Source organism: Streptomyces sp. SP18BB07 (assembly GCF_036322545.1).
Classification (GTDB): domain Bacteria; phylum Actinomycetota; class Actinomycetes; order Streptomycetales; family Streptomycetaceae; genus Streptomyces; species Streptomyces deccanensis.
In genome coordinates, this window is the sequence record NZ_JAQYWT010000356.1 from 125221 (window position 1) to 140855 (window position 15635).

The 15635-nt window shown below is 71.2% G+C and carries 11 protein-coding genes; 6 read left to right on the plus strand and 5 right to left on the minus strand.

The features are described from left to right. The first annotated feature begins 140 nt into the window (after positions 1-140). Positions 141-713 carry a hypothetical protein gene (locus tag PUR53_RS37560; RefSeq protein WP_329911303.1) on the plus strand — a complete coding sequence of 191 codons (573 nt, stop codon included), beginning with the start codon at positions 141-143 and terminating at the stop codon, positions 711-713. 12 nt (positions 714-725) lie between these two features. Here the strand turns inward: PUR53_RS37560 and PUR53_RS37565 are convergent, their stop codons facing one another. Both PUR53_RS37565 and PUR53_RS37570 read right to left on the minus strand, forming a co-directional pair. Beyond that, positions 726-1418: a response regulator gene (locus PUR53_RS37565; protein ID WP_220646472.1), complete on the minus strand. Its 693-nt coding sequence runs from the start codon at positions 1416-1418 to the stop codon at positions 726-728. Then, complete coding sequence (locus tag PUR53_RS37570; protein ID WP_329898456.1) at positions 1415-3136, minus strand: sensor histidine kinase; 1722 nt, start codon at positions 3134-3136, stop codon at positions 1415-1417. The genes PUR53_RS37565 and PUR53_RS37570 overlap by 4 nt, the downstream gene beginning before the upstream one ends. A gap of 438 nt (positions 3137-3574) precedes the next feature. On the opposite strand from PUR53_RS37570, the gene PUR53_RS37575 reads away from it, so the two are divergent. From PUR53_RS37575 to PUR53_RS37595, 5 genes are all read left to right on the plus strand, one after another. Then, a complete protein-coding gene (locus PUR53_RS37575; protein ID WP_329911304.1) occupies positions 3575-4957 on the plus strand; it encodes a cation:dicarboxylate symporter family transporter in 1383 nt (460 codons plus the stop codon). 262 nt (positions 4958-5219) lie between these two features. Beyond that, a complete protein-coding gene (locus tag PUR53_RS37580; RefSeq protein WP_329898458.1) occupies positions 5220-5648 on the plus strand; it encodes a MerR family transcriptional regulator in 429 nt (142 codons plus the stop codon). Further along, positions 5645-5977, plus strand: coding sequence for a thioredoxin family protein (locus PUR53_RS37585; RefSeq protein WP_329898459.1), 333 nt, complete (start codon positions 5645-5647; stop codon positions 5975-5977). Before PUR53_RS37580 ends, PUR53_RS37585 begins: the two co-directional genes overlap by 4 nt. Positions 5978-6168: 191 nt before the next feature. After that, positions 6169-8412, plus strand: a complete 2244-nt coding sequence (locus PUR53_RS37590) for a HelD family protein (protein ID WP_329898460.1) — start codon at positions 6169-6171, stop codon at positions 8410-8412. Between the two features lie 144 nt (positions 8413-8556). Next, entirely contained in the window at positions 8557-9978 is a 1422-nt protein-coding gene (locus PUR53_RS37595) for a cytochrome (protein WP_329911306.1), read from the plus strand. Between the two features lie 302 nt (positions 9979-10280). On the opposite strand, the gene glgB is transcribed toward PUR53_RS37595, so the two are convergent. The 3 genes from glgB to PUR53_RS37610 all read right to left on the minus strand — a co-directional run. After that, complete coding sequence (glgB, locus tag PUR53_RS37600; protein WP_329911308.1) at positions 10281-13466, minus strand: 1,4-alpha-glucan branching enzyme; 3186 nt, start codon at positions 13464-13466, stop codon at positions 10281-10283. 28 nt (positions 13467-13494) lie between these two features. Further along, positions 13495-14982: a maltokinase N-terminal cap-like domain-containing protein gene (locus PUR53_RS37605; RefSeq protein ID WP_329911309.1), complete on the minus strand. Its 1488-nt coding sequence runs from the start codon at positions 14980-14982 to the stop codon at positions 13495-13497. A gap of 95 nt (positions 14983-15077) precedes the next feature. After that, positions 15078-15635, minus strand: a 558-nt coding sequence (locus PUR53_RS37610; protein WP_329911310.1) for an alpha-glucosidase C-terminal domain-containing protein, incomplete at its 5' end; no start/stop codon positions are given.

Genomic DNA, 15635 nt, shown 5'->3' on the forward strand with positions numbered 1-15635 from the left:
TCCTGCTGGCTACGTCGCTGTGGCCTTGGGTGGTGCCCGGTGACGGTAAGGGGAGTGGTCTAGTCAGGTCAATGCGTCTGCACCGGTTCCCCTTAAGGTGCTTGAGCAGAGGCTTCGTTGGCGCCGGGCAGGGGGCAAGGGTGTCGGAACGGGACGACGTCACCGTCGGGCAGTTGTTGCTCGTCGAGTATCAGACCGTCAAGGACGAGCAGAAGACGCGGATCGGGTTCCGGGACAATCTGCTCTATGTGACCCTCACCGTGCTCGCCGCCGTCATCGCCGCCTCGGCGCAGGCGAAGCAGTCGGCGATGCTGCTCGCGCTGCCGCCCGTGTGTGTCGTGCTGGGGTGGACCTACCTCGTCAACGACGAGAAGATCTCCGCGATTGGGACGTACGTTCGCGGTGATCTCGGGCCGCGGCTGGCACAACTCGTCGGGGCGGAGAAGGTTTTCGACTGGGAAGTCGCGCACCGGGCCGATGCGAGCAGGAGGTCGCGCAAGGTCATACAGTGCGGAATCGACCTGCTGGCCTTCTGTGTCGTCCCGTTCGCCGGGCTGCTGGTGTACTGGGTGAGCGGGCGGACCAGCCCCGGGCTCGTCGCGCTCTCCGTCGCCGAGGCCCTCACGATCGTCGGGCTCGGTGTGCAGGTCGTCGTCTACGCCGCGCCCTTCCGCGCGCCGGGTTCCCCCACCGACCCCCGCCCTCCGAGCTGACCCCACCGCCCCCTACTGCCCCTTCACCCACCGGTACTGCAGTTCAGGCCGCCCCACCTGCCCGTACTGCGGGCTCCGCGCCGCCCGTCCGGCGTCCACCAGGTGCTCCAGGTACCGCCGGGCCGTGATCCGTGAGATGCCGACCGCCTCGGCGACACCGGCCGCCGTCAGGCCCTCGCCCGCGTCCCGCAGGGCCACCGTCACCCGCTCCAGGGTCGGCGCGCTCAGCCCCTTCGGCAGCGCCGCCGGACCCGGGGCCCGCAAGGTCGCGAGCGCCCGGTCCACCTCGTCCTGGCCGCTCGCCTCGCCCGCCGCCGCGTGGAACTCGGCGTAGCGGACGAGACGGTCCCGGAGGGTTGCGAACGTGAAGGGTTTCAGGACGTACTGGACCACGCCCAGCGAGACGCCCTCCCGGACCACCGTCAGGTCCCTGGCCGACGTCACCGCTATCACGTCCGCGTGGTAGCCGGCCGCGCGGAGGGAACGGGCCAGCTGCAGACCGTGCACGTCCGGCAGGTGGAGGTCCAGCAGCAGCAGGTCCACCGGCGTACGGTCCAGCGCGCGCCGCGCCTCCGCGCCCGTGTGGGCCTTGCCGACCGCCGTGAAGCCGGGCACACGGCCGACGTACATCATGTGCGCGTCGGCCGCCACGGGGTCGTCCTCGACGACCAGGACTCTGATGGGGTCGGACCCGGCCTTCGTCATACGTCGTCGCCTCCAGCCACAGTGGCCCGAGGGGCCCGGACAGCCTGTGCGGTCGGCGCGGCCGGTGCGGCTCGCCCCGTCCTGTCGGTACCGCTCGTGCCCAGCGGCAGCCGTACCTCGAACTGGGCCCCGCCCCCGGCCGCCTCCGACACCGTCAGCGTGCCCTCGTGACGACGCGCGGTCTGCCGTACGAGGGCCAGACCGAGGCCGCGGCCGCCGGGCCCGGAGGGTTTCGTCGAGAAGCCGCGTTCGAAGACGGCCTCCGCGAGGGCGGGGTCGACCCCGGCACCGGTGTCCGACACCCTCAGCACCAGCACGGACCCGTCCGTCGGCCCTTCCACGTCGGCCTCCTCGTCCGTGTATGCAGTCACCGTCACCCTCGCCCCCACCGACCCCTGTGCCGCGTCCACCGCGTTGTCGATCAGATTGCCCAGGACCGTGACCAGGTCACGGGCCGGGAGGGACTCCGGGAGGAGACCGTCGTCGATGCGGCTGTCCTCGGAGACCACCAGCTCCACGCCCCGTTCGTTCGCCTGGGCAGCCTTGCCCAGCAGCAGGGCGGCGAGCACCGGTTCGCTGACCGCCGCCACCACCTGGTCCGTCAGCGCCTGCGCCAGCTCCAGCTCCGCCGTCGCGAAGTCGATCGCCTCGTCCGAGCGGCCCAGCTCGATGAGCGAGACGACCGTGTGCAGGCGGTTGGCAGCCTCGTGCGCCTGGGAACGCAGCGCTTGGGTGAAGCCGCGCTCGGAGTCCAGCTCGCCCGTGAGGGACTGCAGTTCGGTCACGTCCCGCAGGGTGACCACCGCGCCCCGGCGCTGGCCGCCCGACACCGGCGAGGTGTTCACGACCAGCACCCTTTCCGCGGTGAGGAGCACCTCGTCGACCCGGGGCTCGGAGGAGAGCAGGGCGCCCGTCAGCGGGGCGGGCAGCCCCAGGTCCGCCACCGAGCGGCCGACCACGTCGTCCGTCACCCCCAGCAGCTCCCGCGCCCCGTCGTTGATGAGGGCCACCCGGTACTGGCCGTCGAGCATCAGCAGGCCCTCACGCACGGCGTGCAGGGCGGCCTGGTGGTAGTCGTGCATGTTGCTCAGCTCGGCCGCGTTCATGTTGTGCGTGTGGCGGCGCAGACGGGCGTTGACGACATAGGTGCCGAGGCCGCCGAGGGCCAGGGCGCCGGCGGCCACACCGACGAGGGCCGTCAGCTGCCCCTGCACGCGGTCGCTGATCGCCTGGACCCGGATGCCGGCGCTGACCAGGCCGATGACCTCGTCGTTCTCCATGATCGGGACGACCGCGCGGACCGACGGGCCGAGGGTGCCGGTGTAGGTCTCGGTGAAGGACTCGCCGTTCTGCGGCTTCTCTATGTGGCCGAGGAAGTGCTCGCCTATCCGATCGGGGTCGGGGTGCGTCCAGCGGATGCCGTCCCGGGTCATGATCGTGACGAAGTCGACGCCCGCGTGCCGCTGCACCTGCGTGGCGTAGGGCTGGAGCCGCTCGGTCGGATCGGACGTGTGGATCGCCGCCCGTACCGAGGGGGCGTCCGCCACTGTGGCCGCCACGGCCAGGGCATGACGGCGCCCCGCCTCCTCCGCCTGGGAGCGGTCGCTGACGTACGTGAACAGCGCGTATCCGGCCACGACGGCCGCGATCAGCACCGCCTGAACGGCGAAGAGCTGACCGGCGAGGCTACGGGGACGGAGACGGGGCGGGACGCGCATGGCAACAGTCTGCATCGACGTGTAGGCGTGAACTAAATGAACGGAAGGGTGACCGCCCTCACAGGGAGGGAGATAGTCATCTGCATCGACTCGTCCAGCACATGGACACGACAGAGCCGCCGGGAGCCAGTCTCCCCGCCCCGGGAGCCCCCCAGCTCCCACCGCCGGAGGCCCCCAAGCCCCCGGCGCCGGAAGCCCGCCGGCTTCCACCGCCGGGAGCCCCGGCTCCCACACCCCCCGGGAGCCCCGCTCCCGCACCACCGGCAGTCCCCCAGCTACCGGTTCCGGGAGCCCGCCGGCTCCCGACACCAGGGAGCCGGTCTCCCACCCGGGAGCCCGCCGGTTCCCATCCCAGGGAGACCGTCTCCCGCATTCCCCCGGACGTGAGCCGCACGCCGGAACAGCGAGCCGACGACGTCGTCGACGAGGAGGGCAGCCGTGGCCAGCACCACCCATACGGCACCTAGCGCACCCGCCAAGCGGGACCGCACCCACTACCTGTACATCGCCGTGATCGTGGCCGTGGCCCTCGGCATCGCCGTGGGTCTCATCGCCCCCGACTTCGCCGTCGAGCTGAAGCCCATCGGCACCGGCTTCGTGAACCTGATCAAGATGATGATCTCCCCGATCATCTTCTGCACGATCGTGCTGGGCATCGGCTCCGTACGGAAGGCCGCGAAGGTCGGCGCCGTGGGCGGTATCGCCCTGGTCTACTTCCTGATCATGTCGCTGGTGGCCCTCGCCATCGGTCTGGTCGTCGGCAACATCGTCGAGCCCGGCACGGGTCTCGCGGTCACCGACGCGATCAAGGAGACCGGTCAGGCGCAGGTCTCGGCCGAGGCGAAGGACACCACCGAGTTCCTGCTCGGCATCATCCCCACCACGATCGTCTCCGCCTTCACGGGCGGCGAGGTCCTGCAGACCCTGCTCGTCGCGCTCCTCGCGGGCTTCGCGCTCCAGGCCATGGGCGACTCCGGCCAGCCGATCCTGCGTGGCATCGAGCACATCCAGCGCCTGGTCTTCCGCATCCTCGCGATGGTGATGTGGGCCGCCCCGATCGGTGCCTTCGGCGCCATCGCGGCCGTGACCGGTTCCGCGGGCCTCGACGCCCTCAAGAGCCTCGCCGTGCTGATGATCGGGTTCTACATCACCTGCTTCCTCTTCGTCTTCATCGTCCTCGGCGCGCTGCTGAAGATCGTCGCGGGGCTGAACATCTTCACGCTCTTCAAGTACCTGGGCCGTGAGTTCCTGCTGATCCTGTCGACCTCCTCCTCCGAGTCCGCGCTGCCGCGGCTCATCGCGAAGATGGAGCACCTGGGTGTCAGCAAGCCCGTCGTCGGTATCACCGTCCCGACCGGCTACTCCTTCAACCTCGACGGCACCATGATCTACATGACCATGGCGTCCCTGTTCATCGCCGACGCGATGGGCACGCCGATGGCGATCGGCGAGCAGATCGCGCTGCTGCTCTTCCTCCTGGTCGCCTCCAAGGGCGCGGCGGGTGTCACCGGTGCCGGTCTCGCGACCCTCGCGGGTGGTCTGCAGTCGCACAAGCCGGCCCTGGTGGACGGTATCGGCCTCATCGTCGGCATCGACCGCTTCATGAGCGAGGCCCGCGCCCTGACGAACTTCGCGGGCAACGCGGTCGCCACGGTCCTCATCGGCACCTGGACCAAGGAGATCGACAAGGAGCGTGTGAACCAGGTCCTCGCCGGGCAGGCGCCGTTCGACGAGGCGACGCTGCTGGACGACGGCCACGGGTCGGCTGCGCCGGCTGCGGCCGCCGAGCCGGAGGGCGAGAAGGAGCTCGCCAAGGCGTAGGCCGTCCTGCGGCTGCCGGTCGAGTTCGGCTGGTCGCGCAGTTCCCCGCGCCCCTTACGGGGCCGGGGGCGGCCCTCACCGAGAAGGCGCCCCAAGACTCCGTACGGCCGGGTCCTCCCCCCGTAGACCCGGCCGTACGGCCCACAACCGAATATCCCAGAACCCCGAGTGGCCAGGTCCTCCCCCTATAGACCTGGCCACTCGGCCTTTTCTGTGGTGGCGCGTTGGCGTTGACGTCGGCGTCAAGGAATACCGTCTTCTTATGCGCATCGGGGAGCTGGCGGAACGGGCCGGGACGACGACACGGGCGTTGCGGTACTACGAGGCGCGGGGGCTGCTGCCCGCGCGCCGGGCGGGCAACGGGTACCGGACGTACGACGAGGCGGATCTGAGGCTGCTCCGGCAGATCCGGACCTTGCAGGATTTCGGGTTCGACCTGGAGGAGACCCGGCCGTTCGTGGAGTGTCTGCGGGCGGGGCACCCGGAGGGCGACTCGTGCCCGGCGTCGCTGGCGGTCTACCGGCGGAAGCTGGACGAACTCGACGCGCTGATCGGTGAGTTGGCGGCGGTGCGGGCGTCGGTCGGTGAGCAGTTGGCGCGGGCCGAGCGGGCCCGGGAGCGGCTGGCGGCCGAGGCGGAGGCTCCGGGGGGTCCGGAGCCCGTGTGCGAACTGGGAGGCGGGGAGCTGTGATCAGGGCGGCCGGGGTGGCAGAGGTGACGGACGCGGACTTCGCGGCGGAGGTGATCGGGGCGGAGCTGCCGGTGCTGGTGGAGTTCACGGCCGACTGGTGTCCGCCGTGCCGGCAGATGGGGCCGGTGCTGAGCGCGCTCGCGGCGGAGGAGGGCGAGCGGCTGAAGGTGGTGCAGCTGGACGTGGACACCAATCCGGAGACCACCAACGCGTACAAGGTGCTCTCGATGCCGACGTTCATGGTGTTCAAGGGCGGTGTGCCGCTGAAGGCCATGGTCGGCGCGCGGCCGAAGCGGCGGCTGCTGGCGGAACTGGACGACGTGCTCTGACAGCTCTGACAGCAGGGACGTCCAGAATAGGAAAAACCCCCGAGCAATTGCGCTCGGGGGTTTTTTCTGCGTATATTTAATGGTTCGCGACTTCAACGGGACGAGGTCGCAAAGAAGTTCAGTGAGCACAGTATATCCGGGCGGGAGTGGAATTGTCAAACACCGGCTTTTCGCATGATTCACACGATGAATTGCGGCGCGAGCAGGAATTCATCGACGGGCTGTACGCCCGCGTGGACGCCCTGCGCGGTGAGACCGAGGGGTCCGTCACGGACGCGCTCGCCCAGGGCAACACACCCATGCAGGCCCGTCTGGAGCGGGACATCCTGGTCGCCGAGCGCTCGGGACTACTGGCCGCGCTGAACGCCGTCGACGGTTCGCTCTGCTTCGGCCGGCTCGACCTCGCCGACGGCGCCGTCCACCACATCGGCCGCATCGGGCTGCGCGAGGACGACACCGAGCGCACCCCGATCCTGATCGACTGGCGGGCCGACGTCGCGCGTCCCTTCTACCTCGCCACCGGCCACACCCCGATGGGGCTGCGCCGCCGCCGCCATCTCACCACCGAGGGCCGCAAGGTCACCGCCCTGCACGACGAGATCCTCGACCTGGGCGACGAGACCCGCACCGGCTACGAGGACCCGACCGGCGACGCCGTCCTGCTGGCCGCCCTCAACTCCGCCCGCACCGGCCGCATGGGCGACATCGTGCAGACCATCCAGGCCGAGCAGGACCGCATCATCCGCGCCCCGCACCAGGGCGTGATGGTCGTGGAGGGCGGCCCCGGCACCGGCAAGACCGCCGTCGCCCTGCACCGGGCCGCCTACCTCCTCTACGAGCAGCGCGAACTCCTCGCCAAACGCGCCGTCCTCGTCGTCGGGCCCAACCCCGCCTTCCTCGGCTACATCGGCGAGGTGCTGCCGTCGCTGGGCGAGACGGGCGTGCTGCTGGCCACGGTCGGCGAACTGTTCCCCGGCGTACGGGCCACCGCCACCGACACCCCGGCGGCGGCCCGGGTCAAGGGGAGCGCCGCCATGGCCGACGTCCTCGCGGCCGTCGTACGGGACCGGCAGGCGCTGCCCGACCCGGTGATCGCCATCGAGCACGACCGCGAGATCCTCATGCTCGACGACGACCTCGTACGGGTCGCCCGCGAACGCACCCGCGAGGCGAAGCTCCCGCACAACGCGGCCCGCGAGCACTTCGAGGGCTACATCCTCAACACCCTCACCGAGATGGTCGCCGAACGCATCGGCACCGACCCGTACGACGGCTCCAACCTCCTCGACGCCAGTGACATCACCCAGATCCGCGACGAGCTGGCCGAGAACCCCGAGGTCTGGTCCGCCATCGACCGGCTCTGGCCCCGGATCACCCCGCGCCGGCTGATCGCCGACCTCCTCGCCGAGCCGGACGCGTATCTGCCGAAGGAGGACGCCGACGCCGTACGCCGTCCGGTCACGCGCGCGTGGACCGTCGCCGACGTGCCGCTGCTCGACGAGGCCGCCGAACTGCTGGGCGAGGACGACCGGCTCGCGCGGGCCCGCGCCGAGCGCGAGCGGGAGACCCAGATCGCGTACGCGCAGGGCGTGCTGGAGGTGTCCTACGCGTCCCGGACGTACGAGTTCGAGGACAAGGAGGACAGTGACCCCGACGGCTCGGAGGTGCTGTCCGCGCACGACATCATCGACGCCGAACGGTTCGCCGAGCGGCACGAGGAGGACGACCACCGCAGCGCGGCCGAGCGGGCGGCGGCCGACCGGACCTGGGCGTTCGGGCACATCATCGTCGACGAGGCGCAGGAGCTGTCGCCGATGGCCTGGCGGCTGCTGATGCGCCGCTCACCGACCCGCTCCATGACCCTGGTCGGCGACCCGGCCCAGACGGCCGAGGCCGCGGGCGTCGGCTCCTGGGCCGACATCCTCGCCCCGTACGTCCAGGACCGCTGGGAGCACACCCGGCTCGGCGTCAACTACCGCACCCCCGCCGAGATCATGGCGGTCGCGGCCGGTGTCGTCCGCGCCGAGCGGCCGGACTTCGAACCGCCGAGCTCCGTACGGTCCACCGGCGTACGGCCCTGGGCGCGCCGCGCGGCGGCGGGCGAACTGCCCGCCGAGGTGGCCAAGGCCGTCGCCGAACTCACCCCCGCCGAGGGGCGCCTCGCGGTCGTCGCGCCGCGCGAGCTGCACCGGGCGCTGGCGGCCCGGCTGGACGGCGTCACGGCGGGCGCGGAGCCCGACCTGACCCGCGGCGTCGTCCTCCTCGACCCGCGGCAGGCCAAGGGCCTGGAGTTCGACTCCGTCCTCGTCGTGGAGCCCGGGAGGTTCGGCACGAGCGATCTGTACGTGGCGCTGACCCGGGCGACCCAGGCCCTCGGTGTCGTCCACGCGGAGGAACTCCCGGAGGCGCTGGGGGAGTTGTCGGCCGTGGCCTGAAGTGGGCCGGGGGTGCGGCCTGCCGGGTACCCACCAGGCCGCACTCCCGCCACCGTCACCACCCGTGCATCAGGGATCACCAAGCCGTAACAGTTCCCGTCGTCGTCACTGCTTGTGCACGGTTCATGCGGTATGCGTGTCGGCATGGAAACACATCCGTTCGCGGCCGCTCCAACCGGCGGCCCCGGCCTGGAATCGCTCCCCGTGGAGCCCCTGCTGACCTCGGAGTTCGACCGGGATCCGGGCAGCGTCTACGAGCGACTGCGGACCACGTACGGGCCGGTGGCACCGGTGGGGCTGATGGGGGTGCCGGCCTGGCTGGTTCTCGACTACCGCGAGGTGCTGGAGGTCCTGCGCAACGAGAGTGTGTGGCGGCGCGACGTACGGCACTGGCGGGCGCGGGCGCAGGGGCGGCTGCCGAAGGACTGGCCGCTGCTCGCCGGTTACGAGGTCCGCCAGACCATGTTCTTCGACGACGAGGAGCACCGGCACGCACGGCTGAGCTACCACTCGGCGATGCGGCCCTTCCAGGACGGGCACTCGCCCGAGGGCTGGGAGCTGCGGGCGGCCGTCGCGCACTACGCCGACGAACTGATCGCCCTTCTCGCCGCCGAGTCCGGGACCACCGGGTTCGCCGACCTCGCGGCGCAGTACACCCGGCCGCTGCTGCTGATGGTGACGACCAAGCTGTTCGGGTGTCCCGTCGAACTCGGCGACGAGATGGTCATGGACCTGTGGCGGATGCTGGACGGCGGGCCGGACGCGGGGCCGGCGACCGGGCGGACGCTCGGGGCGATGACACGGCTCGCCGCGCACCGGCGGTCCCGGCCCGGGGAGGACCTCACCTCCTACATGCTGCTCTCCGACCCGTCGCTCAGCGACGAGCAGCTCGGCCGCGAGCTGTTCATGAACGCGGTCTATCTCAACGACATCACCGGGAACATGGTCTGCAACACGCTCCTTGAGGTGTTGCGGGGGAACGCGACCGTGCGGCGGAGCCTGTCCGACGGGCAGCTCGGGGAGACCGTGAACCGGGCCGCGCTGGCGAATCCGCCGACGGCCAATCTGTGCTTCCGGTTCGCGGCGCGTGATATGCGGCTCGGGAACTTCCTGATCCGGGCCGGGGACATCGTGTCGCCGTCCGTCGCCGCCGCGCACCAGGATCTGCTGAAGATCGGGTCCTCGCATCTCGTCGACCCCACCGTCAGTACGCGGGCGCATCTGGCGTGGGGGGCCGGGCCGCATCAGTGTCCCAGTGCCGCGCGGGAACTGGCGGGGACGATCGTCACGACCGCGGTGGGGCGGATCTTCGACCACTTCGGCCGGGCGGAACTCACCCTGCCGCCGGATCAGTTGCCGTGGCGGTCGGGGCCGGTGGTGCGGGGGTTGAAGTTGTTGCCGGTGCGTTATGAGTTGGCGGGGCACAGTTCGGTGCGGGAGTGGCCGGTGGGGGTGCCTGCTGTGCCGGGGGGTGAGGATGTCGAGGTGGAGGTGCGGCGGGGCGAGAGCCATGGGCTGATGGGGCTCCTGCGACGGATGATGTCGAACCGCAGAAGGACCGGCTGAGCCCGGGCAGGTCTCTCGCCCCCGCCGCCCCTACCCGTCCCATCACCAGGGGCTGCGCCCCTTCGACCCCGCTCGGTGGTCTGTCGGCTGCGGGCCGGTGGGGCTTCTCGCGCAGTTCCCCGCGCCCCTGAAAGGCCTACGGCCTTTCGGCCCGAAAAAGGACGAAAAAGCAGGGGCGCAGCCCCGCTTTTTCAGGGGCGCGGGGAACTGCGCGACCAGCCCCCACCGGACGGACGCCTGGAGGTCGAAGGGGCGCAGCCCCTTGAGGATGGGACGGGTAGGGGCGGCGGGGGCGAGGAAGATCAGGCCGGGCGGAGCCAGAGGGTGGTCAGCGGGGGGAGCGTGACACGGATGCTGGCCGGTCGGCCGTGCCAGGGGTGGGGCTCCGGCTTCACCGGGTCGGACGCCGTCACATCCGTCCCGCCGTACACACCCGCATCCGTGTTCAACACCTCCCGCCACGCCGGCACATCCTCAGGAACCCCCAGCCGATAGTCCTGCCGCACCACCGGCGAGAAGTTCGACACCGCCAGCAACGGACTGCCGTCCTCCGCCAGCCGCAGGAACGCCAGCACGTTGTCGTCCGCCGAGTCCCCCGTGATCCAGGAGAACCCCGCCGGCCGCGTGTCCTGCTCCCAGAGCGCGGGAGTGCGGCGGTACACGGTGTTGAGGTCTCGCACGAGGTCCCGCACCCCCCGGTGGTCCGCCTCCGCGCCGTACGCGGGATCGAGCAGCCACCAGTCCGGTCCGTGCGCCTCCGACCACTCCGCGCCCTGGGCGAACTCCTGCCCCATGAAGAGGAGTTGCTTACCGGGATGGGCCCACATGAAGCCCAGGTACGCGCGGTGGTTGGCCCGCTGCTGCCACCAGTCGCCCGGCATCTTCGACACCAGCGACCCCTTGCCGTGCACGACCTCGTCGTGCGAGATCGGCAGGACGTAGTTCTCGCTGTACGCGTACACCATCGAGAACGTCATCTCGTGGTGGTGGTGCTTGCGATGGATCGGGTCCTTGGCCATGTAGCCCAGGGAGTCGTGCATCCAGCCCATGTTCCACTTCAGGCCGAAGCCGAGCCCGCCGAAGCCGCCCGGCCCGGTGTGGTGGGTGGCCCGCGTGACACCGTCCCAGGCGGTGGACTCCTCCGCGATCGTCACGACCCCCGGCACCCGCCGGTACACGGTGGCGTTCATCTCCTGCAGGAAGGCGACCGCGTCGAGGTTCTCCCGGCCGCCGTGCTCGTTCGGCGTCCACTGACCCGGCTCGCGCGAGTAGTCGAGGTACAGCATCGACGCGACGGCATCCACCCGCAGCCCGTCGATGTGGTACTCCTCGCACCAGTGGACGGCGTTCGCCACCAGGAAGTTGCGCACCTCGCGCCGCCCGTAGTCGAACTCCAGCGTCCCCCAGTCGGGGTGCGCCGCCCGCGCCGGGTCCTGGTGCTCGTACAGCGGGCGCCCGTCGAACTCCGCCAACGCCCAGTCGTCACGCGGGAAGTGCGCCGGCACCCAGTCCATCAGCACGCCGATGCCCGCCCGGTGCAGGGCGTCGATCAGGTACTTGAAGTCGTCCGGGGTGCCGAGCCGGGCCGTCGGCGCGTAGAACCCGGTGACCTGGTAGCCCCAGGAACCGCCGAAGGGATGCTCGGCGACCGGCAGCAGTTCGACGTGCGTGAAGCCGAGGTCGGAGACGTACGCCGGTAGCTGCTCGGCGAGTTGGCGGTACGTCAGCCCAGGGCGCCAGGACGCCAGATGGACCTCGTAGACCGAGAACGGCGCCTCGTGCGCGGGGGTCTCGGCGCGCTTCGCGAGCCACTCCTCGTCGCCCCACTCGTAGTGCGACGTGTGCACGACGGACGAGGTGGCGGGCGGGACCTCCGTGCGACGGGCCATCGGGTCGGCCCGGAACGTCCTCGAACCGTCCGGGCGAGTGATCTCGAACTTGTACAGCTCGCCCTCGCCGATCCCGGGCACGAACAGCTCCCACACGCCCGAGGAGCCCAGCGCACGCATCGGGAAGCCCGTGCCGTCCCAGAAGTTGAAGGTCCCGGCGACGCGTACGCCGCGCGCGTTCGGGGCCCACACCGTGAAGCGGGTGCCGGTGACGCCCTGGTGGGTCATCGGCTCGGCGCCGAGCGCACGCCACAGCTGCTCGTGCCGCCCCTCGCCGATGAGATACAGGTCCAGCTCACCGATCGCGGGCAGGAAACGGTACGCGTCCTCGGTCTCCTGCTCCGTCCCCTCGTACGACACCAGCAGCCGGTAGCCGCCCTCCGGAACGTCCCGCAGCGGCAGCAGCGCCGAGAAGAAGCCGCCCCCGTCGTCGTGCAGCTCCGCCCGCAGCGACCCCGCCACCACGCTCACCGCGAGCGCGTACGGCCGGAACGCCCGGAACACCACACCACCGGGCGCCGGATGCGCTCCGAGCACGGCGTGCGGCTCATGATGCGTACCGGCCACCAACCGCTCCCGGTCACCGCCGTCCATCGCGGGGGAGAAGGCGGGTTGGGCGGGCTGGGGGCCGTCCGGTGCGGCAGCCGGTGGTTCGTCCGGCACAGGCTCGGACGTCGACTGCCTCGGGACCACCGGGTCGGGTCCGGACGGCTCCGGGGTGGCCTGGTGGGGGACGGTCGGCTCGGGAGCCGTGGACGACCCGGCCAGCACCGACACGGCGACGGCCGACTCGGACCCGCCCGACTCGGACCCGATCGACTCCGGCGCCGCCACGGCCTTCCGCGCGGGCGCTTTCCCGGCGGAGCCCTTCTTGGCTGCGGCCTTCTTCGCGACAGCCTTCTTCGCGACGGTCGTCTTTGCGGCGGTCGTCTTTGCGGCGGTCGTCTTTGCAGCGGCCTTCTTTGCGACGGCCTTCTTCGCGACGGTCGTCTTCGCGACGGCCTCCTTCGCGACAGCCTTCTTCGTGACGGCTTTCTTGGCCACGGCTTTCTTGACGGCGGCCGTCTCGGCGACACCTTCGGCGGTCGCGGCTCGCGCGCTGCCCGCTTCGGCGGCCATGGATCCCGCCGTGACGGGTTCGGCGGCCACGGCCTGCTCGGCCGTGGATTTCTTGGTCGCGGCCTTCTTGGTCGTGGTCTTCTTGGCCGCCGCCTTCTGCCCGGCCGCCGCCTTCTCCCCGACCGCCGTCTTGCCGTCGGCCTTCTTCGCGACGGCCTTTTCCGCGACGTTCTTCGCCGCGACGGCCTTCTTGGCCACGGTCTTCTTCGCCGTCGCCTTCTTCACCGCGGCCTTCTTCGCCACGGTCTTCGCCGCCGTCGCCGTCTCGGCCGCGACCGCCCCGGTCGTGCTCTTCGCCGTCGTCTTCCTCGTCGCCGTCTTCTTCGCCGTCGTCTTCTTCGCGACGGCCTCCTTCGTGGCCGTCGTCTTCTTCGCGGCCGGCTTCTTCGTGGTCGTGGCCCTCTTCTTCACCGGGGCCGGTACCTCGGCCCCGGCGTCGGGGGGCTGCGTGCTGTCGTCGGACGGCGGGCGGGGAGTCACAGGGACGGTCTCCTCGGAAGGGGTGGTGTCAGGGGGTGGTGTCGGTGCAGGGGTCCGTGGCCAGGCGGTGGACGGCGGCCAGGGGTACCGGGAGCCAGTCGGGGCGGTGACGGGCCTCGTAGAGGACCTCGTACACGGCCTTGTCGGTCTCGTACGCGCGCAGCAGCACGGGGTCGGTCCGTGGATCGGCCCCCGCCACCTCCGCGTACCCGGAGCAGTACGCGGCCCGGCAGGCTGTCGCCCAGTCGGTGGCCGGGGGCTGCAGGGAGTGCGCGGCGTAGTCGAAGGAGCGGAGCATGCCGGCGATGTCACGGGCGACGGGCTGCGGCATCCGCCGCTCGGTCAGCGGTTTCGACGGCTCGCCCTCGAAGTCTATGAGCGACCACTCCCCGGAGGGCGAGCGCAGACACTGCCCCAGGTGCAGGTCGCCGTGGATGCGCTGGGCCGTCCAGGTGCGCCCCTCGCCCGCCAGGTCGGCCAGCGCCTCGAAGGCGGTGTGCAGGCCGGGCGCGTACGGCCGCAGCGCGGGTACGGCCTGCGCGGCGGCCTCCAGGCGTTCGGTCATCCCCTCGACCAGCGCCTCCAGTTGGGGCCGGCCCAGGGTGGCCGTGGGCAGGGCGCGGGTCAGCGCGGTGTGCACCTCGGCGGTCGCCCGCCCCAGCGCCCGCGCCTCGGCGGTGAAGTCCTCGCCCTTGGCCAGCATGCTCAGCGCCAGTTCCCAGCCGTCCGCCGCGCCGTGCAGGAACGGTTGCAGGACGCCCAGCACGTGATGGCCGTCGGGGTCGCCGGCGCGGCTCAGGTCCGCCACCATCCAGGCCACCGGCGCCGGCACCCGGGGGCAGTTCTCGCGGGACAGCATCAGAGGCAGTTCGAGATCGGGGTTGGCCCCGGGAACGACCCTGCGGAACAGCTTGAGGATGAACGTATCGCCGTAGACGAGCGAGGAGTTGGACTGCTCGGCGGTGGCCAGTCGCGGCACCAGACCCTCGGGAATGTCGCACCGCGTGTCCCGCTCGCAGCGCAGCTCCCCGACACGTGCCTTCGAGCGCAGCGCCTCCAGGAGGACATCCGCGAGACGCGGGTCGTGCAGCCCCTCGTACACCGTCCGCCCGGCCAGTGGCCCTTCCTCGACATGCCCGATCAGCGCGGGCGCCAGCCGGGGCGGCAGTGTCTCGCGTACGCCGAGCAGCAGTTGGTAGCAGTCGCCGGGGTGGGCCGGGGCCCCCTGGGACGGCACCAGCGGCTGATGCGCGCGGACGAGGAGGTGCAGCAGCCCGACCTTGGACCCGCCGGCCCCGTGTGGCCCGCCGGCCGTGGCGGTGCCCACCGGCAACAGTTCCGTCGCCGCGACCAGGCTGAACCCGGTGACGGGCCGTCCTTTCCCCGCGAACCAGCGCTGCCGTGGCAGCCACTCGCGCAGCAGCGGCTCCAGCGAGGTGAGCAGCCCGGCTGTCGGTGGTGCGACGGGCGGTGGTGCAGGACTTGTCGCGGTGGAGTGCGAAGCGGCTTCCGACATGGAATCGCGTCCTTTCCCCGGGAGGCGGGGGTGTTCCTGTCTGCGTGCCCCGGGCGGGCCGGAGGAAACCGGCCCGCCCGGGGTTCCGGTCGGGCTTACACGGCGTCCTTCCGTAGACGGAACCAGTAGAAGCCGTGGCCCGCGAGGGTGAGGAGGTAGGGCAGTTCGCCGATGGCCGGGAAGCGCACGCCGCCGATGAGTTCGACGGGGTGGCGTCCCTCGTAGGCGCGCAGATCGAGTTCCGTGGGCTGGGCGAAACGGGAGAAGTTGTTCACGCACAGCACCAGGTCGTCCCCGTGTTCGCGGAGGTAGGCGAGCACGGACGGGTTGGACGAGGGGAGTTCGGTGTACGTGCCGAGGCCGAAGGCCGGGTTCTGCTTGCGGATCTCGATCATCCGGCGGGTCCAGTGCAGCAGCGAGGCCGGCGACGACATCGACGCCTCGACATTGGTGACCTGGTAGCCGTAGACCGGGTCCATGATCGTCGGCAGCGACAGCCGCCCCGGATCGCAGGAGGAGAAGCCGGCGTTGCGGTCGGGGGTCCACTGCATGGGGGTGCGGACGGCGTCGCGGTCGCCGAGCCAGATGTTGTCGCCCATGCCGATCTCGTCGCCGTAGTAGAGGATCGGCGAGCCCGGGAGGGAGAGCAGGAG